This window comes from Polaribacter sp. L3A8, assembly GCF_009796785.1.
Classification (GTDB): domain Bacteria; phylum Bacteroidota; class Bacteroidia; order Flavobacteriales; family Flavobacteriaceae; genus Polaribacter.
Genome location: NZ_CP047026.1, coordinates 1,172,844 through 1,197,500 on the forward strand (window position 1 = coordinate 1,172,844; position 24,657 = coordinate 1,197,500).

Below are 24,657 nucleotides of genomic sequence, written 5' to 3' on the forward strand. Positions count from 1 at the left end.
AGAATAATCAAGAGAAATCCTTTCTAAAAAACAAAGTTTCCTAAATAAAAATCACCTTAAAAAGCATGAATTTTAAATTTCTAGATAAAAAAGATTCTAGAGGTATCGTAAATAATTTATTTAGTATCTCTTTTACAAAAGAAGATTTACCTTTTAAAACAATTATAATACCTATTGGATTACCATCACTTGTATATATTTTTAGTAAAAAGCAAACAGTTCTTTTTAATAAGGAAATAACACCTTTACAAGGACTTACAATAAGTGGCCAATTTTCAAGTACTTATCATTATCATGTAAATGACGAAAGTTATAATGTAGGCATTAATTTACACCCAACAGCTTTATATAAAATACTACAAATAGATATTTCTACCTTAACCAATAGGCTTGTTCCTTTAATAGAAATTGATAAAGATTTATTTAAAAGAATGAATCCATTTTTTTTAAATTATAAACAAGACCCTTCTAGTTTTATAACTAACATTATAGCGTTTATAGAAAGTTTAGAGTTAATTGTAGATAATGATATAAAACATATAGATAAAGCAATTGCCTATATTGATAAAAATGAAGGCATGATTAATGTTTTAGATTTACTAAAAATACTGCCTTTTTCACAAAAATCATTAGAAACAAAATTTAAAAAAATTATTGGTATAACTCCTGGTAAATTTATTAGGTTATCTCGCTTTACAAAGCTTATGCGTAAATACGATGACAAAAAATTAAGTTTAAAAGATCTCATACATAAATACAATTATTACGATCATTCTCATTTTTTAAAAGACTTTAAGTTATTTATGCCAGAATCCCCTAAGTCTTACTTTAAAAATGAGTATCCGCTTATAAAGTCATATTCTAAAGATTTATAATTACGATTTTTTACAACATTATAACAATAACTCTTATTACTTTTGCGGCATTATTAATAACATAATAAATGTTTTGGGGGAAATATTTATGTGAATTTATTTTTAATAGATTGCTATGAGTCTAAAAAGATCAAATTTAATTATTTGGTCTTTTTTACGTTTAAAAAAAAATTTTTAATAATATTTAAAATAGTGTCACAACTTAAAAAAAAATAGGTCATTATAATGTAAACCTTTTAATGCCTTAAAAAATGAAAAATAAAATTACACTGCTTACATTCTCTTTTCTTTTTATAATTACAGTTGCTCTTGCTCAGAAAAAAGTAAAAGCCTCTGATATTATGAAAGATATAAAAGCAGGTAAAGCAATTTCTATAAACAACGTAACTATTATTGGTGTTTTAGACTTTACTTATATGGATGATGCTGTAAAAAAAATGCCCATTAAAAAGAAAAGTAGCTGGTTTAATTGGAACTCAAATAGTTCTACAAACGAAATTAAAAAAATAATAGACGTTCGTATTTCTTTTATCAATTGTACTTTTAAAAATGATGTTTTAGCTTATATACCAGATGAAGCATCTGGACTTACATATACAGCTAGTTTTGAAGATGAAACTATTTTTAAAAACTGCATTTTTAAGCATAAAGCCATGTTTAAATACTCTCGTTTTGAAAGAAACACTGATTTTTCTGGAACTTCCTTTAATGATGACAGCACCTTTAAGTATGCGAAATTTGACAATAAAATTAGCTTTTCGAATACCATTTTTAATGAAATTGCAACTTTTAAATATGCCAAATTTAGTAATAATGTAAGTTTTTACAATGCTTTGTTTAAAGACACTGCAACCTTTAAATATACTAACTTTTCTAACGGAGTATCATTTAATAACACAACTTTTAAAGAGGATTTAAATATTAAATACATGAAAGTTTCGGGTGATTTTAACATTACAAACATGCACGTAGCTTATGAAATAGACGCTAAGTACACCAAAATTAACGGAAAAAGCTTCAATAAAACTTCCATTGATAAAAATTAGGTATTTCTACCTGTATTTTATTGTTTTTTAAATTATAAATTGCACCCATAATGGAGATAGTTAGAATTAAGGGGCTAACAAAAACCAAAATTAGCTAGCTTTTTTTTAATTAAAAAAGCTAGTTTTTATTTTTATGAAAACTAGTATTTAATATGCAACTTCAATATAAAATAAACTAGTAGTTTCTAACACCTTTCCTATAGATCTACATTTAATTATCACACAGCAATAATAAAATTTTATAAAACACAGTACATTCTATAAATAGACTTACTTTTTTATAAAACACAATATTTAACACCTAAAATAGTCTATAAAACTAATTCTAATATAACAAATTTCAAAACTTTTATAAAACAGGTATTTCTACCTATTTTTTATTCCTAATTAAATTATAAATTGCGCTCATTAATGGAGTAGTTAGAATTAGGGGGCTAACTAAAACCAAAACTAACTAGCTTTTTTTTTAATAAAAAGGCTAGTTTTTTATTTTTAAAGAAGTAATTTTTATTATTTAACTTGATTATAAAAAAAACATTTTTTAAAACAAGAAACACTACACAACAAAATTAGTCCTATAAAACAACTAGTTAAGTAAAATATATTAATCATTATTAATAAATAAATAATGTTCTATAAATATTAAATTATTCACAATAAAAAACTCTTATAATTAGTATTTGTTAAATCAATCAAAAATACCTAATTTGCCTATTCAAATGATAAACTATGGCAGTAGAAATTACAAGATTATTCGATTTTCCTTATTATCAATTAGAAACCTATAATTTAGAAAAAGCGTTTACATCTAAAATAAATGGTAGCTGGAAATCTATTACAACTCAAGAATATGTAGATCAAGCCAACCAAATAAGTAGAGGTTTAATTAACTTGGGTATAAAACCTAACGATAAGATTGCTGTAATTTCATCTACAAACAGAACCGAATGGAATATTTTAGATATCGGAATTTTACAAACAGGAGCACAAAATGTACCTATTTACCCCACAATTTCTGAAGAAGATTATGCGTATATATTAAATCATTCAGAATCTATTTATTGTTTTGTTTCAGATAAAGAGGTTTTAAAAAAGGTAAATAAAATAAAAAAAGAAACCAACTTAATTGCTGTTTATACTTTTGATGATATTAAAGGAGAAAAAAGTTGGAATGAAGTTTTAGAATCAGGAAAAGATGAAAGTAATCAAAATATTCTTGATGATAGAAAAAATAATGTAAAAACAGATGATTTAGCTACATTAATTTACACCTCTGGTACCACAGGTAAACCTAAAGGAGTAATGCTTTCTCATAAAAATATTGTTAGCAATGTTTTAAGTTCAGAAAAACGGGTACCGTTTGATTATGGTAAATCTATAGGTTTAAGTTTTTTACCAATCTGCCACATTTTTGAACGCATGATTCTATATCTATATCAATATTGTGGTGTTTCTATTTATTTTGCAGAATCTATAGAAAAACTGGCTGAAAATGCGCAAGAAATTAAACCACACGTAATGACCGCCGTACCACGCTTATACGAGAAAATTTACGATAAAATAATTTTAAAAGGAGAAACTTTAACAGGTTTTAAAAAAGGATTGTTCTTTTGGGCTGTTAATTTAGGTTTAAGATACGAGCCTTATGGAGTAAATGGGTGGTGGTATGAACTACAATTAAAATTAGCAAAAAAATTAATTTTTTCTAAATGGCAAGCTGTTTTAGGAGGAGAATTAAAATTAATGGTATCTGGTAGCGCAGCATTGCAACCAAGATTAACTAGGGTTTTTGCAGCAGCAGGAATGCCAATAATGGAAGGTTATGGTCTTTCTGAAACATCACCTGTTATTTCTGTAAATGATGAAAGGAATGGTGGTTTTAAAGTTGCTACTGTGGGTAAAATCATTAAAGGTATTGAAGTGAAAATTGCAGAAAATGGAGAAATTTTGGTAAAAGGGCCAAACGTAATGTTAGGATATTACAAAGATGATGAAAGGACTGCAAATGTAATGAAGGATGGTTATTTTTATACTGGTGACAAGGGTGAATTTGACCAAGAGGGGTTTCTAAAAATTACTGGAAGAACCAAAGAAATGTTTAAAACTTCTGGTGGAAAATATGTTGTTCCACCTTTATTAGAAGGCGAGCTTAAGCAATCTTTATTTATAGAACAAGTAATGGTTATTGGTGAAGGCGAAAAAATGCCTGCAGCTTTTATTCAACCCAATTTTGAATTCATCAGAGAATGGATTCATCATAAAAACTTAAATATTGGTACTACAAATAAAGAAATAGTAGCTTCTGATATCGTTATAAAACGTATTCAAAAAGAAGTGGATAAATGCAACAAAAATTTTGGTAAATGGGAGCAAATAAAACGCTTTGAACTTACTCCAGAGGTTTGGTCTATAGAAGATGGGCACTTAACGCCAACCATGAAAATGAAACGAGCTGTTATTAAGGAAATCTATAAAGATTTATTCGATAAAATTTATAGAGCCTAAAAACAGTACTTTAAATAACAAAAGATAAAAAAGCCTAGGTTTATAATTAAAAAATCTAGGCTTTTTATATGAAACAAAAAAAGAGAAATTATAAAAAATAGTACAATTTAAGTAGCACTCATTTTTAAATTAACTTAAAAATATTTTTCTACCAACCTTATAAAGCAATAATAAAAAGAACGCTTTACTCCTATTCATCAAACAAATATTAGACTAATATTTATTAAAATAGTAACTATTTTAACTTATCTTAGAGAATAAAGTATAACTTAACCTTTTATCTAAAGTTTTGTAAACCTTTTGTAAATTAATGCTTTAAATAATTTAAATGAGATTATAGTGATACTTTTTGGGTAAATTGTTTTAGCTATATTTTAATATTTTAATATTTTAATATTTTTACTATTTAAACTTAACCAACCTAATACCAATTAATTAAAATGCTTAAATATTTAAAATTAACAAAGTTTTTAATTTTTATTATTTGCTCTTTTAATTATTGTTTTTCTCAACAAATTTCTAATTTTAAATTTGTAGAAATAAAAGAAGGCATTACTAAACGAGCTGTAACAACAATAAAGCAAGATAAAGAAGGTTTTTTATGGTTTGGTACTAACGGAGCTGGTTTATATCGTTATGACGGTATTTCTTATAAATGGTATGAATACCATTGGGATAATTATAATTCCATAAATAGTGGATTTATCAACGCTATTTTTGAAGATAGTAATGATAATTTATGGATAACTACAGATGAAGGTCTTAATTTATACAATAAAGAATTTGATTCTTTTAAAAGAATAGACTTAAACAGTGCTTTTCCTGCATCAGAAAACTACACTATTCAAATTAAATCTGTTGCAGAGGTAAATGCAGAAGAACTTATTCTTGGTACTTATGGGCATGGTTTATTTCTCTTTAATAAATTTACCTATAAATCAAAAAAAATCCCTTTTACAAAACCACACCATAATGGTTTTTTAGTGAATTCAATAATTAAATACCAAGAAAAAGATTTTTTTATAGGTACTTCAGAAGGTCTTTATCAATTTAATTTTTTACCTAAAGAAAATAAAACAACAATAAAACAACTAATTAGCAATCAACTAATAGAATCTCAATTTATTGATAGTAATGATAACTTGTGGATTGGAACTCAAAAAAATGGCCTATTAAAAATAGATTTAAAAAAACCTCAAAAAACAGTTTCTATATACAATATTACAGATAAACGAATATTATCAATCACAGAATTCGAAAACACAATAATTTGTGGAACAGAAAACGAAGGTTTAATTATAGTAAATAAAAATGGTAAAATTCTTAAACAATACCTCCATAATAAATTTGATGATACTAGTTTAAAATCAAATTCAGTTTGGTCGTTGTTAGTTGATAAAGAACAAAGAATTTGGTTAGGTTTTTATAATCAAGGTGTTTCTGTAATCGATAAATTATATACTAAATTTAATACAATAGAGTGTTTAAATAACAATACAAATTCTTTACAATCTAGTTCTGTTACAGGTATTAAAGAAGATAAACAACATAGACTGTGGATTACCACAGATGGCGGTGGTATTGATGTTTTTAACAAAGAGAATGGAAAATTTATTCATATAAACAACAAAGAGCCCTCTAAGTATGGCAAAATTTTAAGCAATGATGTTACCGCCATTCATATAGATAAAAAAGACCAAGTGTGGTTAGGTGCTTGGACCAGTGGTTTAACCAAGATTAATATAAAAACCAAACAAAACATAAATTATTCTACCCAAAATAGTAATCTAAAATCAGATAGAGTTTTAAGTATACAAGAAGATTCTAAAGGTAAAATTTGGATTGGTACTTTTTTAAAAGGGCTGCATTATTTAGATCCAAAAACCAATACAATTACACACTGTAATACCCAACCTTTTTTAGATTGGAATTTAAATGATGAAGATATACGTAGAGTTTTTGTAGACAAAGATGATGATGTATGGCTTGGAACCCTAAACGGATTATTTCAAGTTAAACAACTTAAAGATAACAAATTTCAAGTAATTTCTTTACGAGATAAAATGTCTGTTAAGCTTAGAAACCATACAAGTACACACAGAATTCTATCTATTTATCAATCTAATGACAAACTTATCTGGATAGGAACCGATGGCGGAGGCTTATTTAGTTACAATAAAACCACAAAAAAATTTATTTGGTATAATAAAATAGACGGTTTTAACGAACTATACGTAAGCTCTATCATAGAAAGTAATAATAATAATATTTGGGTTGCGGGTACTGGCGGAATTACAAAATTAGACAGAAAAAACAATACCGCCTTTAATATTACTAAAGATGACGGTTTGTTAGCAAATGATTTTAATTATAATGCAGTCTTTAAAAATAGCCAAGGTAAACTCTACTTTGGTAATTATTTGGGAGTAAATTATTTTAATCCAGATAAATTAAAAAAGAATACAACAGAACCTAAATTATTTTTTACTGATTTTAAATTATTTAATAAATCGGTTAAACCAAGTGATCAAAACTCTCCCCTATCAAAATCTATCACCTACACAAAAAAAATAGTATTAAATAGTAGTCAATCTGTATTTACCATAGATTATATAGGTTTAAATTATACACGACCAGAAAAAAATAAATATGCCTATTTTATGGAAGGCGTAGATCCTGAATGGAATTTTGTAGGTAATGCTAAAAATGCTACCTATACTAATTTATCTCCCGGCAACTATACTTTTAACGTAAAAGCGGCCAATAATGATGGTGTGTGGAACAAAACACCTCTAAAACTTTATATTAAAATATTACCACCTTGGTACGCTAGTAACTTTGCTTATTTTTTATACTTTTTAGTATTTTTAGCTTTGATGTTTTTAACAAACTGGCTGCTACAAGAGCGTTTTAAAGAAAAACAAGCCGTTGAATTTGAACGAGATAAAAGAATTCAAGAAGAAAAGTTAAACGATAAGAAATTGCAATTTTTTACAAATATTTCTCATGAATTTAGAACACCATTAACCCTAATATTAAATCCTTTACAAGATCTAATAAAAGATAAAAATCTTAATTTACCTAGTCCAGCAAAAGAAAAACTACATATTGTTCAAAAAAATGCAGATAGATTAAATAGATTAATTAATGAACTGATGGATTTTAGAAAACTAAAATTTAATAAAATTAGTTTACAATCTAAAAATATAGAAATAGTAAGTTTTGTTAAAGATTTAGTTAGCCATTTTAAGCAAGAAGCTTCTCATAGAAAAATAGATTTAGTGTTTACTTCTAACGAAGATCTTTTTTCATCATACATAGATAAAGAAATGATAGAAAAAGTTTTGTTTAATATTATATCTAATGCTTTTAAAGTAACTCCTAATAAAGGAAAAATTATTATTTCCGCTCAAAAAACAAAAAAACTTGTTTACTTAGAACTATTTAATGAAATTAAAAAAGTAGAAGCCTTTGAAATTGTAGTGCAAGACACAGGAGCAGGATTAAATAAAAAAGAACTCACAAAAATATTTGAACGCTTTTATCAACTAAATAAATTAAATAAAGGTTACTACGGTAGTACTGGTATTGGTTTAGAGGTAGTTAAAGATTTTATTGAAATACATAAAGGAAAAATAGACGTAAGTAGTAAAGTTAATGAAGGCACACAGTTTAAAGTTACTCTGCCCTTAATAACAGAACATTTAGAAGATACAGAAGAAGTAAAAAATGAGGAACTCACTGAAAACATTAATGATAATCAAAACAATATTATCCCAGAAAATGAAATTGTAAAAACACAAGAATCTGATAATAAATCTTATACAATTTTAATTGTTGAAGATAATATTGAATTATCTAACTATTTAAAATCATCATTGAGTCCTTTTTATAAAATAATAACAGCTTCAAATGGTAAAATAGGTTTAGAAAAAGCAATTTCTAAATTACCAGATATAATTTTAACAGACCTTGTAATGCCAGAAATGGATGGAATTGCTTTATGTAAAGCCGTTAAAACAAACATAAAAACAAGTCATATTCCGTTACTAATGCTTACTGCAAAGTCTATGATCGAAGACAAAATAAAAGGAATAGATTCTGGTGCAGATGCATATATTAGCAAACCATTTAATATGGAAATCTTAAAATCTACTTTATGTCAGTTACTATCTAGTAGACAAATAATGTTTAATAAGTTTTATACAGGTGTATCTAATAAGACACAAGAAAAAACAACATCTTTAGACAATAAGTTTATACAAAAACTATTAAAATACATAGAAAACCATATAGACGATGCAGATTTAAGTGCAGAATTACTTGCAAAACAAATGTTTTTAAGTAGAAGTCAACTCTATAGAAAATTAAAAACACTTACAGGTACATCTGTAAATGAATTTATTAGAAATGTACGCTTAGAAAAAGCAAAACAATTACTAGAGTCTAAACAATTTTCAATTAGTGAAATTACCTTTAAAGTTGGCTTTTCTTCTCCTTCTTATTTTACCAAATGTTTTAAAAAACGATTTGAAAAATTACCAACTGAAGTTTAGAATTATACTATTTAGGGATATAACAGCAACAACAAACGAATATAAGACACTAACTAACAGTACGTTAAATAAAAAGAGACAATAGTACCATTGAATGCATCAAAAATGTTAAAATTTACTTTTTAATAAATATATCTTTAATCTGAATTTAAAGAAAACGATTTAGTAAAATCGCCATTCTATATTCAAAAAAAGTTTATTTAATGAAAAGTAAAAAATTAATTATGAACAAAAAAATGGTGAAAAAATTATTTTTTCTGATGATATTATTATCTGGAAGCGTAATCTTTGGTCAAACTGTAACAGGTAAAGTTGGTACTAAAGGAGAACCCTTACCTGGTGCTAGTATTTTAGTAAAAGGAAGCAATAACGGAGCAATAACGGATTTTGACGGAAATTATACATTAAAAAATGTTTCTTCTACAGCAACGTTAATCGTTACTTACATAGGTTATAAAACTCAAGAAGTAAATGTAAATGGTAAAACAATACTAAACTTTAGTTTAACAGAAGATGCAGAAGCTTTAAATGAAATAGTAATTATTGGTTATGGTTCTGTAAGGAAAAGTGATTTAACAGGTGCTATTTCAACCGTAAAATCAGACGCATTTAAAGATCAACCTTTTACAGGAGCAGATCAAGCCCTGCAAGGTAAAGTTGCCGGGGTAACAGTAATGCAAAATTCTGGTGCTCCAGGTGGAGGTGTTTCTGTTAGGGTACGTGGTATAACCTCTTTAACAGGTAATAATGAACCTTTATACGTAATAGATGGCGTACCTGTAGAAGCAGACTCTAATAATGATTCTTTTTCTTTCTCTTCTTTAGGAGGTGGTAATGGGCAAACTAAAGTAAGTGCATTATCAAACATAAATCCTTCAGATATAGAATCTATGCAAGTTTTAAAAGACGCTTCTGCAACTGCAATTTACGGTTCTAGAGCATCTAATGGTGTTGTTTTAATTACAACAAAAAAAGGTAAAGATGGTAAATCAACCATAAGTTATGAGTCTTATATTGGTTTTCAAAGTACTCCTACTTATTTAGATTTAATGAATCTACAAGAATATGCTGAGTTCTATAAAGAAATTGCAGCGGTTCGTGGACAGTCTGTTCCTTTAGAATTGCAAAACCCTGCTTTATTAGGGAGTGGTACAAATTGGCAAAAAGAAATTTTTAGATCTGCACCAATTATGAATCATCAAATATCTGTTAATGGTGGTAATGAAAAAACAAAATTTTATACATCTATCAACTACTTTGAGCAAGATGGTATTGTTATAAATTCTGATTTTAATAGAGTTTCTATGCGTTTAAATGTAGACCATAAAGTAAATGACTGGTTTAAAGTTGGTAACAACCTTACGTTTAGTAAATCTAGAGAACATATTACTTTTAATGATGATGAAAGTGGTGTAATTAGTAGTGCTGTTAGGCAATCGCCTGTAATACCTGTTAAATATTCCGATGGAAATTGGGGTGGTCCTACAGATGTTTCTGGTGTTGGTAATGGTAGAAATCCTGTTGCATGGTCAGAAATTAGAAACAATCAATTAGACCGTTTTAAAATTAATGGTAATTTGTTTGGAGAACTTACTTTAAAAAAAGATTTAACCTTTAGAACAGAATTAGGTTACGATTATAATACAAGTAAAGTAGCTGTATTTAATCCTACTTACGAAATGGGAACCGAAATTAATACGGTTGCTACTTCTGCTAAATCTAATTCAGATAGTTTTTATTGGATCTTTAAAAATTATTTAAACTACAATAAAAGTTTAGGACTGCATTCTATTAATGCAATGATTGGGCAAGAAGCACAAGAATCTAAATGGGAAAATGTTAGTTTAAGCAGAAGAAACTTTTTAACAAATGATGTTACTACTATTAATTTAGGAGATGCAGAAACTGCTAGAAATGATAACTCTAAAGGTACCTGGAGTTTAATGTCTTATTTTGGACGTTTAAATTATGCTTTTGATGGTAAATATTTACTAACAGCTACAATGCGTGCCGATGCTTCATCTAACTTTGGTAGCAATAATAAATGGGGCTACTTCCCTTCTTTCTCTGCCGCTTGGGTGTTAAGTAAAGAGAAATTTATGGAAACTACAAATGACATCATCAGTTTAGCTAAAATTAGAATTGGTTATGGTGAGGTAGGAAACCAAAATATTGGAGGTTATAAATATGGTGCTGCATTAAGAAATGTTAATACAGCTTATGGTACCGGTTTTACCCAATTAAATATTGCAAACCCAGATGTAAAATGGGAGTCTACAAAATCTACAAACCTTGGTTTAGAACTAGGTTTTATAGACAACCGTATTTCTTTAGATGTTGATTTATACAAAAAAACATCTGCAGATTTCTTATTTCAAGAGCCTTTACCTAGTTATTTAGGTGCTTATAATGTTGCTAGCTATTTAGGCCTACAACCTCCATTTGTTAATTTAGGTGAAATGGAAAACAAAGGAATCGATATTAAATTAACTACTAGAAACATTGCTAAAGAAAACTTTAATTGGACTTCTTCTTTTGTATTCTCTAAATACAAAAACAAATTAGTTTCATTATCTAATGATAATTCAGCAATATTTCAAACTATAGAATTTAACAACACAATAACCAAAACAGCTGTTGGTCAACCAGTAGGTCTTTATTATGGTTATGTTTCTGACGGATTATTTCAAACAGAAGAAGAATTATACGCAAGTCCATCTCAAGGAGATATTAATAAAGACACAGGTATTTGGTTAGGTGATATTAAATGGAAAGATATAAATGAAGATGGTAAAATTGATGATGCTGATAAAACCTTTATCGGAAATCCTCATCCAGATTTTACATTTAGTATTTCTAATAATTTAAACTATAAAAATTGGGATTTAAGTATTTCTATGAATGGTTCTTACGGAAACGATGTTTATAACTGGACTCGTAAATTAACTGAAGGAATGCTAGAGTTAAACGGAAATCAATCTAAAGTTATAAAAAACAGATTTATAGAAGGTGTAAATACAAATACCACCACACCTAGATTTGTGTTTGGAGATCCTAACGGAAATGCAGGCGTTTCTGATAGATTTATTGAAGATGGTTCTTATTTAAGAATTCAAAACCTAACATTAGGGTACACAATACCTTCTAATTTACTAACTAATCAAAACTTAATAAGTAAAGTAAGACTTTATACAACCATTCAAAATTTATACACTTTTACAAACTACTCTGGGTACGATCCAGAAATTGGTGCATATAACCAAAATTCTATGATGATGGGTATAGACAATGGTAGGTATCCTATTCCTAGAACATACATGCTTGGAGTAAAAGTTGAATTTTAATTGAATAAAACATCATATTATGAAACTAAATAAAATAATACTATTATTCACCTTATTGTTTGCAATATCTTGTTCACAAGATTTTGTAGAGCAATCACCTGAAGACGCAATAACTGTTGATAATTTTTTTAATACAGATCAGCAAGTTTTAAGCTCTGGAAGCCCTTTATACGGTTATCCTTGGTTTTACTTTAACGAAAAATTTTTAATTACAATAGGAGACTTATATGCAGGAAATGCAATTGGTAGCTACTCTGATTTAGCACAATTTGAAAATTTTACCGTAAACGGATCTAATCAATTTTCTAATGAAGGTTGGGATTCTTTATACAACGTAATTGCAAATGCAAATGTGTTAATACATAATTTAGAAACAAAAGTTGGCAGTAACGTCTCTCAAGAAGTTATCAATAAGGTAATGGGAGAAGCGTATTTTATGAGAGCAACTGCCTATTTCTATTTGGCAAGAATCTGGGGGCCTGTGCCTATTATTTATTCTGTAGATCAAATTAATTCAAAAGAGCCTATCTACAAAAACAAAACAGAAGATATCTATACCTTTTTAATTAAAGATTATGAAAAAGCAAATAGCCTATTACCTACAACTTGGGATGCTAATAATGCAGGTCGTGTAACAAAATCTGCCTGTGATGGTATGTTAGCTAAAGTATATATTACTATGGGAGACTATGCCAAAGCTAATAATTACTCTACCAAAGTTATAAACAGTGGTTTGTATAATTTACTACCAAATTATCAAGATTTATTTAACCCAGTTTTTAACAATAATGCAGAATCTATTTTTGCTTTACAATGGGTAGCTTGTGGAGATTGGGGATTCCAAAATGCAAATCAAGCTTATTTAGCAGCTTCTCCAAAATTAACTCAAGTTGGTGATGGTTGGGCTACATTTCAACCAAGTATAGATTTAATGAATGCTTATGAAAATGGAGATCTAAGACGTTATAGAACCATTATGGAACCAGGAAGCTTTTATCCAGAATTGGTTACCGCAGAAGGCGGTTATACAGTACCAGATGATGGTATGACAAGTACACTTGCCGGTTTTAGAAAATACGTAGTAGGATCGCCAGATGAAGGTAATGTTTGCTTTATGTCTACAGAAGTTAACACCAATATTTTACGTTACGCAGACATTCTACTTATACATGCAGAAAGTATATTAGGTACAAGTACTTCTACCACAGATCAAGAAGCATTAGATGCTTTTAATGCGGTTAGAAAAAGAGCTGGTTTAGATGCTAAAACAGAAATAACTTCATCTGATATTTTTAATGAAAGAAGAATAGAGTTTGTTGTAGAGGGAGATTATTGGTTCGATTTGGTAAGAAGAGACAGAACAGAAGCTATCGAAATTCTTTCTAATCAAGAAAGAGGAGTATATCAAGACAGAAACATAAACACTATTGCTTCTAAAAAAGTAACCCCTTCTCAAGCCGATTTTTTATTACCAATACCAAGTGCAGAAACAGCTAAAAATCCACTTTTATTAGAAGAACCCGTAGCTTTTGATTTTAACAATTAAATAAAAAATTATGAATACAATAAAATTAAAATATATAAAGTATTTGTTTCTTTTTGTAGCAAGTACAAGCCTTTTTACTTCGTGTGATGAAGACGACGAGCAATTACAACCTAATATAGACGCAATTTACACTTCTAACACAGATCTAGATAAAAACCAAGGTTTTCCTGATGATGTTGTTATGGCAGAAGGTGTAGACTTGCAAGATGTTAAAACCATTACTTTTGATGGTAAAGTGGATGTTTTATTTAACCCAGTCTTTAATTCTAATTTAGCAATTTCTTTTTCTATTCCTTTTGATGAAGACAAAGGAAGTAGATTTGGAGTACAAAAAATTACGTTTACAAAAGAAAACGGAACATCATTTCAAACAGATTTTGAAATATTACAACCTGTTCCCACTATCAATAAATTTAATCCAGAAAGACCTACAGTAGGTACACCAGTTACCGTAAATGGTAAATGGTTTAACAATGTATTAGATGTTATCTATCAAGGAGAATCAATGAATTTTGAAACAATTTCTTCTACCCAATTATCTTTTACAATACCTGCAAACTTAACACAAGGTGGTCAATTAGAAATTATTACCAAAGGTGGTAGTGTTGTAAAACAATTAGACATATACTTAGGTTTCGAAGAATTAATAATTGTAGATTTTGATGGAGGTGGTTTAAGACCTAATAATAATTGGATCGCTTATGGAGATTATAACACTTTAGAGTATAAAAATGCAGGTGGTATTTCTGGCAATTATGCAGAACTAACTTGGGTAGGTGCAACGGCTAACGGTTACAACGGTTCCCAATCTGATGCAGGCGCATTAATGCTAAATGAAACAAACCCAGAAAAAGTAAAATTTTTAATGCAAGTTAACGCTAACGGAGCTATTGGAACTGTTATAGAAATATTTATAGTAGATACTGATGGTGTAAACTGGGCAATAAATTACACAATTGCTGCAGATGGTTGGCAAACTGTAGAGGCTATAGTAGCGGATTTTGGTAAAAATTACGATCCAAGCAATCAAAGTGATGGAGACGCAAACCCTGCTGCAATTAACCAAGTTAAGGTAGGTATTGGTCAAAATTCTGGTACACCTAATCCATCTACCGTACAATTTGATAATATCAAATGGCAAGTTTTTGAAACAGTTCAACCTTCTACGCTGCCTCCTACAGGACCTAAAAACATTCTTTTAAATGGAGATTTAGAATTAGGCGATGCAGATAACTTTGAAAACTGGGGAATGTGGAATGGTGCAGATAGAATGACAGCAGAAACAACTGAAATTCATGGTGGTGCAAGAGCTTTAAAAGTTGTAAATCCTGCTGCCGGAAATTCTTGGGACGCTCAATTTGTAAGTGATGCTGTAACTACAGAGGTAGGTAAAGAATATACTGCATCAATGTGGATTAAAGGAGAAACTGTAACACTTCGTTTTTCTACAAATGCAGATGCTGGCGCTTTATATGGTGTAGATTATACCACCACTACAGAATGGCAACAGGTAACTTGGGACTTTGTAGCAAATGATGCTTCTACAAGATTAGTGTTAGATATGGGTGTATCTAAAGGTACATTTTATATAGATGATATAGAACTTAAAGAAAAAATATAATTCATTAAAAAGTAACTGAGTTAAACTCGAGTTGCCCTTTTTTGGGGCAACTCTTTAAAAGATAATAAAATGAAAATTAAATTTAAATATGCAATCTATATTCTCATTATAGGTAGTTTTTTTTCGCTAACTAGTTGTGCAGATGCTGGCGATGATAGTAATATTGCCAAAGCAATAGCTTTAGGAAGTCCTATTATCAATAACGCAACAGATGTAAATTCTAATAGTTTTAAAATAAGTTGGCCCCGTGTTTACGATGCAGATAATTACGAATTAGATGTTGCAACAAACAATACATTTGAAAGCTATGTAACAGGATACCAAGCAAAACCTGTATCAACTTTAAACGAACAAGTAATTGGTTTAAAAGAAGCTACTAACTATTTTTATAGAGTTAGAGCTATTAATAGTAGCGAAACTTCTAAAAACTCTGCAGTTATTCAAGTAACTACTTTAGAAGGAAATGATCCAGAACCAACTACATATTTAAAAGAAGCTTCAACTACTTTTATGGTAGGTATGGCTGTTAAAGCAGAACAACTTACAAATGGTTCTAAATACGATGAAATTCTAAAAAATGAATTTTCAAGTATTTCTGCAGAATATGAAATGAAAATGAATATTATAGAACCAACTAAAGGAAATTATGATTGGTCTAAAGCAGATGCCATAGTAGATTATGCCATAGCAAACGGAATTAATGTTCACGGTCATGCATTAGTTTGGCATGAGTCTGCACCAGATTGGTTGGCAAATTATACAGGTACAGATGCCGAGTTTGAACAAGAAGTAAAAAACTATATTACAGCTGTATTAACAAGATATAAAGGTAAAGTTGCTTCTTGGGATGTTGTAAACGAAGCTATTAATGATTCTAATGGTGCCTTAAGAAACTCTATTTATAGACAAAAAATGGGTGACAATTTTGTAGCTAAATGTTTCCAATTTGCTCGTGAAGCTGATCCAGATGTTTTATTATTTTATAATGATTACGCAGTAACAACAAATAAAACAAAACAAACTGCAATATTTAATTTAATAGATGATTTACAAGCAAATAACACTCCAATAGATGGTGTAGGTTTTCAAATGCACATTAAATACAATAGCCCTTCGGTTGATGAAATTAAAACTGCAGTTGATAAAGCAGTAGAAAGAGATTTAAAACTTCATTTTTCTGAACTAGATGTGCGCGTAAATCCAAATAAAGATATTACAACTTTTACAACTGAAAGAGCCGTAGCTCAAAAAAATAAAATTAAAGAAGTGGTATCTGTTTACAATGCTATTCCTTTAGAAAACAAATATGCCATTACAGTTTGGGGTATGAAAGATGACGATTCTTGGGTTATAAATCAATATAATAACACCAATGAATGGCCTTTATTATATGATTCAAACTTCGAAATTAAAAAAGCACATACCGGATTTTTACAAGGTTTAGAATAATAAATAAAACAGCAAATACACAAATAAAAAATGAAGGTAGTAATAAAAATACTAATTATAGCGCTTATCGTTTCCTGTACAGATAAAATACCTCTTTATAAAAATGATACCGCATCATTCGATGAAAGAGCAAAAAATTTAGTTTCTTTAATGACTTTAGATGAGAAAGTATCTCTTATGGGGTATGAGTCTCCTGCTATTGATCGACTAGAAATTCCGGCCTATAATTGGTGGAATGAATGTTTACATGGAGTTGCCAGAGCTGGTGTAAGTACCGTATTTCCACAAGCAATAGGTATGGCGTCTATGTGGGATAGAAAACAAATGTTTAATATTGCCGATGCTATTTCAGATGAAGCTAGAGCTAAACATCAAGCATTTGCCGCTAGTGGTAAAAGAAGAATTTATCAGGGCTTAACTTTTTGGACACCAAATATTAACATTTTTAGAGACCCTCGTTGGGGACGAGGAATGGAAACTTATGGTGAAGATCCTTATTTAACAGGAGAATTAGGCGTGCAATTTATTAAAGGTTTACAAGGAGATGACCCTAAATACTTAAAATTAATTGCCACTGCAAAACATTTTGCTGTACACAGCGGACCAGAAGCTAGCAGACATAGCTTTAATGCAGAACCAACTGTATTTGATATGTTAAACACATATAGCCCTCAGTTTGAAAAAGTAATTAAAGAAGCAAACGTATACTCTGTAATGTGCGCCTATAATAGTTACAACGGATTACCTTGTTGTGGTAATTCAGAATTAAGTGATTTATTAAGAAAAGAATGGGGCTTTAAAGGTTATATCGTTTCCGATTGTTGGGCTATTAAAGATTTTTACAATGAAGGTGCACACGAAATAAGTAAAAATAAACAAGAAGCATCTGCAATGGCTGTTCAGGCAGGTACCGATTTAAACTGTGGCGATTCATACCCATCATTAGTAGAAGCTGTAAAAAACGGGTATATAACAGAAAAAGAACTAGAAGTATCGGTTGAAAGATTGATAAAAGCAAGAATGAAATTAGGTTTATTTGCACCAAAAGGAGCTGTTAAATACGAAAAAATTCCGTACGATATTGTAGATTCTGAAAAACACAAATTATTAGCACTACAAACGGCTCGTAAATCTATTGTTTTATTAAAGAATGAAAAAAACATACTTCCTTTAAGCAAAGACATTAAAAAAATTGCAGTTATTGGTCCTAATGCAAATGATTTAGAAACTTTGTTAGGTAATTACAATGGGTTTCCATCAAACGCAATTACTCCGTTAAAAGGTATTCAAAATAAATTACCAAATGCAGCAGTAAATTATGCCGTTGGAACTCCTTTGGCTAAAGGCCTACCTATTTTTAACATTGTACCATCATCAGTTCTATTTACATCAAAAGAAATGAATGCTAATGGTTTAAATGCAGAATACTTTAATAGTACAGATTTATCGGGAGAACCTATTCATAAAGTAATCGATAAAAATGTTGATTTTGTTTGGGGAACCAAAGCGCCTTTTAAAGATATGAATGCAGATGAATTTTCTGTACGTTGGTCTGGTTACTTATCGGTAGATAAAACAGGTAGTTACGCTATTGGTGGCGAAGCATTTTCTGGAATGAAATTATATATCAATAACAAATTATTAGTTGCAAGACAAGATGTACATCACCCAAAGAAAGAGTACGAATATGTAGATTTAAAAGCAGGTATTCCTTATGAAATTAAATTAGAGTATGTACAAATAAATACAGAGCACGCTATGATGCAATTGCTTTGGGAAGCTCCTAATAATAATTTAGAAAAAGAAGCAATTCAATTAGCCAAAGAATCTGACGTTATTATCTTATGTATGGGATTAAGTCCTTTATTAGAAGGAGAAGAAATGAAAGTAAAAGTAGATGGTTTTAAAGGAGGAGATAGATTAGATATTAAATTACCAAAAGCACAAACAGATTTAATGAAAAAACTAAAAACATTAGGCAAACCAATGGTATTAGTTTTATTAAACGGTAGTGCAGTGGCAATAAATTGGGAACAAGAAAACATTCCTGCAATTGTAGAAGCATGGTATCCAGGGCAATCTGGTGGTACCGCTATAGCGGATGTATTATTTGGAGACTACAACCCTGCTGGTAGATTGCCATTAACCTTTTATAAAGATATTAACGATATACCGGCCTTTGATGATTACAATATGAAAGGAAAAACATATCGTTATTTTAAAGGAGACCCACTATATGACTTTGGTTTTGGTTTAAGCTATTCTACTTTTGAATACACTAATCTAAAAGTGGTGTCAGAAAGTAAAACATCCGAAGAAATTAATGTAACCGTTGATGTAAAAAACACAAGTAATTTAGCTGGTGATGAAGTGGTTCAATTATATCTAACTAGAGATGATGATGGTTTTAATCCAATCAATACATTACTTGGTTTTGAGAGAATCCATCTAAAAGCAGGAGAAACAAAAAGTGTTTCTTTTAAAATTACACCAAAACAAATAGCTTCTGTAAATTTAACTAGCCATAAAATGGAAGTGAAATCAGAAAATATTAAAATTTCTGTTGGTGGTGCTCAAAATACTGTAAAAAGAGAAAATCAAAAAAATATCATTGCTAAAAATATAAATTTAACAGGAAAAACTTATATCATACAAAATTAAATAAAGGTTGGGGGACTTTTATTAAGCATCTTTTTAGAAATAAAAAGGTGCTTTTAATCAAAATAACGTCTATAAATCATCTATAAAATGACAAAACAAAAAAATAATTTTAACCGGTACTTATCATTTCTAATGATGGGTTACCTATTTGTTATGAGTGCAAAAATGAATTCTCAACAAGTAACTGCTCAAAATAATTTAGACGAATCAATTGAAAAAAGTATCAACAAAATTTTGCTACAATTAACTTTAGAAGAAAAAGTAGCCATGTGTCATGCGCAATCCAAGTTTAGTACACCAGGTGTTCCGCGGCTAGGAATCCCAGAAATATGGATGTCTGATGGACCTCATGGAGTTAGGGGTGAAATAAATTGGGACGATTGGGGATATGCCGGTTGGACCAATGATTCTATCACTGCTTTTCCTGCTTTAACCTGTTTAGCAGCCACATTTAACCCTAAACTTTCTAAAAAATACGGAGTTAATGTTGGTGAAGAAGCTAGATATAGAAAAAAAGATGTACTCTTAGGGCCTGGTGTAAATATTTATAGAACACCTCTTAATGGTAGAAATTTCGAATATATGGGAGAAGACCCATATTTAAGTTCTAAAATGGTGGTACCATATATACAAGGAGTACAAAGTAACGGAGTTGCAGCTTGTATAAAACATTATGTATTAAACAACCAAGAGCACTGGCGAGATCATATTAACGTAGAAGTAAGTGACCGAGCGTTACATGAAATATATTTACCTGCCTTTAAAGCCGCAGTACAAGAAGGTAAAGTTTGGTCTTTAATGAGTGCATACAATCAATACAAAGGGCAATATTGCAGCCATAATGAAAAATTAAACAAAATATTAAAAGAAGATTGGAAATTTGATGGCGCATTAATTACAGATTGGGGAGCAACACACAATACAAAAGAAGCTGCTTTATATGGTTTAGACATAGAAATGGGTACAGGTACAGATGGATTAACCATAAGTACAAAAAACGCCTATGATTACTACTATTTAGCCAATCCTTTTTTAGAATTATTAAAAAAAGGAGAAATAGAAGAATCTTATTTAAACGATAAAGTACGTAGAATTTTACGTTTAATGTACAGAACAACCATGAATAAAAATCGTCAATTTGGTAAAGCAAACAATCAAGAACATTTAGATGTAGCTAGAGAAATTGCAACAGAGGGAATTGTATTGTTAAAAAATGAAAATTCATTTTTCCCTATTAATGATACTAAAAAAATAACTATTGCTGTAATTGGTGAAAACGCAACCAGATCTATGACAATTGGTGGTGGTTCTTCAGAGTTAAAAGCAAAAAACGAAATTTCTCCATTAGAAGGTTTAAAAGCACGCTATAAAAATGCTAACATAATTCATGCTATGGGTTATGAGTCAGGACCTTCTGTATATGCAAAAGTACTTCCTGCTACATTAGATGCAGAAAAACTTAAAAAAGAAGCCATAGAAGTTGCCTCAAAAGCAGATCTAGTACTCTTTTTTGGAGGTTTAAATAAAAGTCATCATCAAGATTGTGAAGGAGGAGACAGACAATCATACGGACTTCCATTCGGTCAAAATGAATTAATTAATGAAATTACAAACGTAAACCAAAATACAAGCGTCATTTTAGTAAGTGGTAATGCAGTAGAAATGCCTTGGCATAATAAAGTAAAAGCAATTATGCAAACATGGTACTTAGGTAGCGAAGCAGGAAATGCCATTGCAGATATTATTAGTGGAGATGTTAACCCATCCGGAAAACTACCATTTTCTTTTCCAAAGAAATTAGAAGACAATGCAGCACACAGTTTCGGAGAAATTTCATATCCAGGAGATAGTATCAATCAAATTTATAAAGAAGGAATTTTAGTTGGATATCGTTGGCATGATACTAAAAAAATTAAACCTTTATTTGCATTCGGTGAAGGCTTATCTTATAGTTCTTTTAAAATATCTGAAGTTAAAGTTAACAAAAAAACTTTTTCTAAAAACGATATCATAAAAGTTACGTGCCAAGTAACTAATACAGGTAAATATTATGGATCAGAAGTTGTTCAAATCTATGTTGGTAAACCTAAATCTAAAGTTAACAGAGCTATAAAAGAGTTAAAAGGATTTCAAAAAGTTTTTATAAATAAAGGCAACTCTAAAAACATAGAAATTACAATTAAAAGTAGTGATTTAGCTTTTTATGATGAATCAATATCAGATTGGAATATAGAAAACGGAAATTATGAAATACATGTTGGTAATGCATCTAATAACATCGTTTCTAAATTAAAAATTGAAGTCGAATAAGATTAAAAAGACCATTGTTTTTTTAATTGTTTTTCAATAAAAAATTAAGAGTAAAATAAAGCAGGTATCAAGCAAATTAAGCTGATACCTGTTTTTTGTTATCTAAAAACGGTGCTTCTTATTTAAAAACAAAAAAAGTATTGCAACTAAGCACATAAAAAACAACTCAAGAATAAAAGTAAATAACTATTATGGCGTGCCCATTTTCACTCCCCCTAGATAGATCAAGAACATTATCATAAAAATGGTCAGGCTTTACGTTACAAGTCCTCGTTCGTACCTCACTGTGGGCTTTTCACTGCAATCCTTCACGCAAGCAACATGAAGAGTTCTTCATATATAAATCCAAAAAACGAACAACAGAAGCAACTTAAAAAAGCTAATAAAACAAGTTTTCTACAAATAAAGAAGTATCCCCTCTAAACTAAATGCATCCTTTTTAAGCATAACTATTCCCATAAAAGTATCTTAAAACACAAGTAAACACCCTGGTAAACTAAAGAATAAAGCCAGAACCAAATCTAAACTACAAAAAAAACAACACTCTTTAATTTACGATAATGTCTATAATTTTATCGCATAAAAAAACCTCAATTCGTTAAGAATTGAGGTTTACAGATACGGATATTAGTCCGTATTAAAGAAAGGCGGCGACCTACTCTCCCACATAAATGCAGTACCATCGGCGCGATTGGGCTTAACTTCTCTGTTCGAGATGGGAAGAGGTGAGCCCCAATGCTATAACCACCCTAAGATTTTGGTTATTAATTGTTGTTGGTTTATAGTTTTTGGTAAAACTGTATACAATACAGCCCCATCAACTAATAACGATCAACTAAAAACCGCAAGCATCGCTTGCTTATAAGTTAACATATGGTAAAATAATATCTAAATCGTCTAATAAATAAAGAGTCTGTGCTCCCGCCTTTCGGCGGGAAGCGTACATAAGTCTATGGGTTATTAGTATCACTTGGCTATGACATTACTGCCTTTACACCTATGACCTATCAACGTTGTAATCTCCAACGACCCTTTAAAGAAATCTCATCTTGTGGTGGGTTTCGCGCTTATATGCTTTCAGCGCTTATCCCTTCCCGACGTAGCTACCCTGCTATGCTTCTGGCGAAACAACAGGTACACTAGAGGTCAGTCCAACTCGGTCCTCTCGTACTAGAGTCAGATCCACGCAAATTTCTAACGCCCACAGCAGATAGAGACCGAACTGTCTCACGACGTTCTGAACCCAGCTCGCGTGCCACTTTAATGGGCGAACAGCCCAACCCTTGGGACCTTCTCCAGCCCCAGGATGTGACGAGCCGACATCGAGGTGCCAAACCCCCCCGTCGATATGAGCTCTTGGGGGAGATCAGCCTGTTATCCCCGGAGTACCTTTTATCCTTTGAGCGATGGCCCTTCCATGCGGAACCACCGGATCACTATGCTCTTGTTTCCAACCTGATCGACCTGTATGTCTCTCAGTCAAGCACCCTTATGCCATTGCACTCTACGTACGGTTACCAAGCGTACTGAGGGTACCTTTAGAAGCCTCCGTTACTCTTTTGGAGGCGACCACCCCAGTCAAACTACCCACCAAGCACTGTCCTCATCTCTGAGTTAGACTCTAGATAAGCAAAGGGTGGTATTTCAAGGACGACTCCACAACGCCTAGCGACGCCGCTTCAATGTCTCCCACCTATCCTACACATTACTTATCCAAAGCCAATACTAAGCTATAGTAAAGGTTCACGGGGTCTTTTCGTCCCGCTGCGGGTAATCGGCATCTTCACCGATACTACAATTTCACCGAGCTCATGGCTGAGACAGTGTCCAGATCGTTGCACCATTCGTGCAGGTCGGAACTTACCCGACAAGGAATTTCGCTACCTTAGGACCGTTATAGTTACGGCCGCCGTTTACTGGGGCTTCATTTCAGATCTTCGCCGAAGCTAAACCCTCCACTTAACCTTCCAGCACCGGGCAGGTGTCAGGCCTTATACATCATCTTTCAATTTAGCAAAGCCCTGTGTTTTTGATAAACAGTCGCCTGGACCTTTTCACTGCGGCCCTGCTGTAAAGCAGGGCGACCCTTCTCCCGAAGTTACGGGTCTATTTTGCCTAGTTCCTTAGCCATGAATCTCTCGAGCACCTTAGAATTCTCATCCCAACTACCTGTGTCGGTTTACGGTACGGGTTCTTATAATCTGAAGCTTAGAGGTTTTTCTTGGAAGCCCTTAGGCACACTATCCAATTGTCCGAAGACGCTTGGTACTATCACACTTCACCTAGTTCTGCGGATTTGCCTACAAAACTAATAGCTACATGTTTCAACGAACTATTCCGTCAGTTCGCGGTGCTTTCATTACTCCGTCACCCCATCGCAATTATAAGAAGTACAGGAATATTAACCTGTTATCCATCGACTACTCCCTTCGGATTCGCCTTAGGACCCGACTAACCCTCAGCTGATTAGCATCGCTGAGGAAACCTTAGTCTTTCGGTGTGGGGGTTTCTCGCCCCCATTATCGTTACTTATGCCTACATTTTCTTTTGTAACCAGTCCAGCATGCCTCACAGCACACCTTCTACCCAGGTTACAATGCTCCCCTACCACTAACGTGTCTTTCAACGTTAATCCATAGCTTCGGTAATATGTTTATGCCCGATTATTATCCATGCAAAATCGCTCGACTAGTGAGCTGTTACGCACTCTTTAAATGAATGGCTGCTTCCAAGCCAACATCCTA

General features: G+C 31.0%; 10 protein-coding genes and 2 rRNA genes (1 of these 12 cut by a window edge). 10 read left to right on the top strand and 2 right to left on the bottom strand.

The features are described 5' to 3' along the window. Positions 1–65 precede the first annotated feature (65 nt). The 10 genes from GQR92_RS04605 (at position 66) to GQR92_RS04650 (ending at position 21,913) form a co-directional block, all read left to right on the top strand. The gene (locus tag GQR92_RS04605; RefSeq protein ID WP_158838021.1) at positions 66–875 is read left to right on the top strand and encodes a helix-turn-helix domain-containing protein; all 810 of its coding nucleotides are present in this window, start codon (positions 66–68) and stop codon (positions 873–875) included. Between the two features lie 251 nt (positions 876–1,126). Next, positions 1,127–1,921, top strand: coding sequence for a pentapeptide repeat-containing protein (locus GQR92_RS04610; RefSeq protein WP_158838022.1), 795 nt, complete (start codon positions 1,127–1,129; stop codon positions 1,919–1,921). 729 nt (positions 1,922–2,650) lie between these two features. Further along, complete coding sequence (locus GQR92_RS04615; protein WP_158838023.1) at positions 2,651–4,426, top strand: AMP-dependent synthetase/ligase; 1,776 nt, start codon at positions 2,651–2,653, stop codon at positions 4,424–4,426. A 440-nt stretch (positions 4,427–4,866) separates the two neighbouring features. Beyond that, positions 4,867–8,982 carry a hybrid sensor histidine kinase/response regulator transcription factor gene (locus GQR92_RS04620; RefSeq protein WP_158838024.1) on the top strand — a complete coding sequence of 1,372 codons (4,116 nt, stop codon included), beginning with the start codon at positions 4,867–4,869 and terminating at the stop codon, positions 8,980–8,982. 260 nt (positions 8,983–9,242) lie between these two features. Then, positions 9,243–12,326, top strand: coding sequence for a SusC/RagA family TonB-linked outer membrane protein (locus GQR92_RS04625; protein ID WP_233270007.1), 3,084 nt, complete (start codon positions 9,243–9,245; stop codon positions 12,324–12,326). Between the two features lie 19 nt (positions 12,327–12,345). Beyond that, entirely contained in the window at positions 12,346–13,872 is a 1,527-nt protein-coding gene (locus GQR92_RS04630) for a RagB/SusD family nutrient uptake outer membrane protein (RefSeq protein ID WP_158838025.1), read from the top strand. 10 nt (positions 13,873–13,882) lie between these two features. Then, entirely contained in the window at positions 13,883–15,493 is a 1,611-nt protein-coding gene (locus GQR92_RS04635) for a carbohydrate binding domain-containing protein (RefSeq protein ID WP_158838026.1), read from the top strand. A gap of 69 nt (positions 15,494–15,562) precedes the next feature. Next, positions 15,563–16,942, top strand: coding sequence for an endo-1,4-beta-xylanase (locus GQR92_RS04640; RefSeq protein ID WP_158838027.1), 1,380 nt, complete (start codon positions 15,563–15,565; stop codon positions 16,940–16,942). 30 nt (positions 16,943–16,972) lie between these two features. Further along, positions 16,973–19,603 carry a glycoside hydrolase family 3 protein gene (locus GQR92_RS04645; RefSeq protein ID WP_158838028.1) on the top strand — a complete coding sequence of 877 codons (2,631 nt, stop codon included), beginning with the start codon at positions 16,973–16,975 and terminating at the stop codon, positions 19,601–19,603. A gap of 165 nt (positions 19,604–19,768) precedes the next feature. After that, positions 19,769–21,913, top strand: coding sequence for a beta-glucosidase family protein (locus GQR92_RS04650; protein ID WP_233270008.1), 2,145 nt, complete (start codon positions 19,769–19,771; stop codon positions 21,911–21,913). A 642-nt stretch (positions 21,914–22,555) separates the two neighbouring features. Here GQR92_RS04650 and rrf read toward each other — a convergent pair. Then, positions 22,556–22,665 (bottom strand): 5S ribosomal RNA (rrf, locus tag GQR92_RS04655). Positions 22,666–22,853: 188 nt separating this feature from the next. Beyond that, positions 22,854–24,657: ribosomal RNA gene (locus GQR92_RS04660) — 23S ribosomal RNA — on the bottom strand; it runs 1,082 nt beyond the window's last position.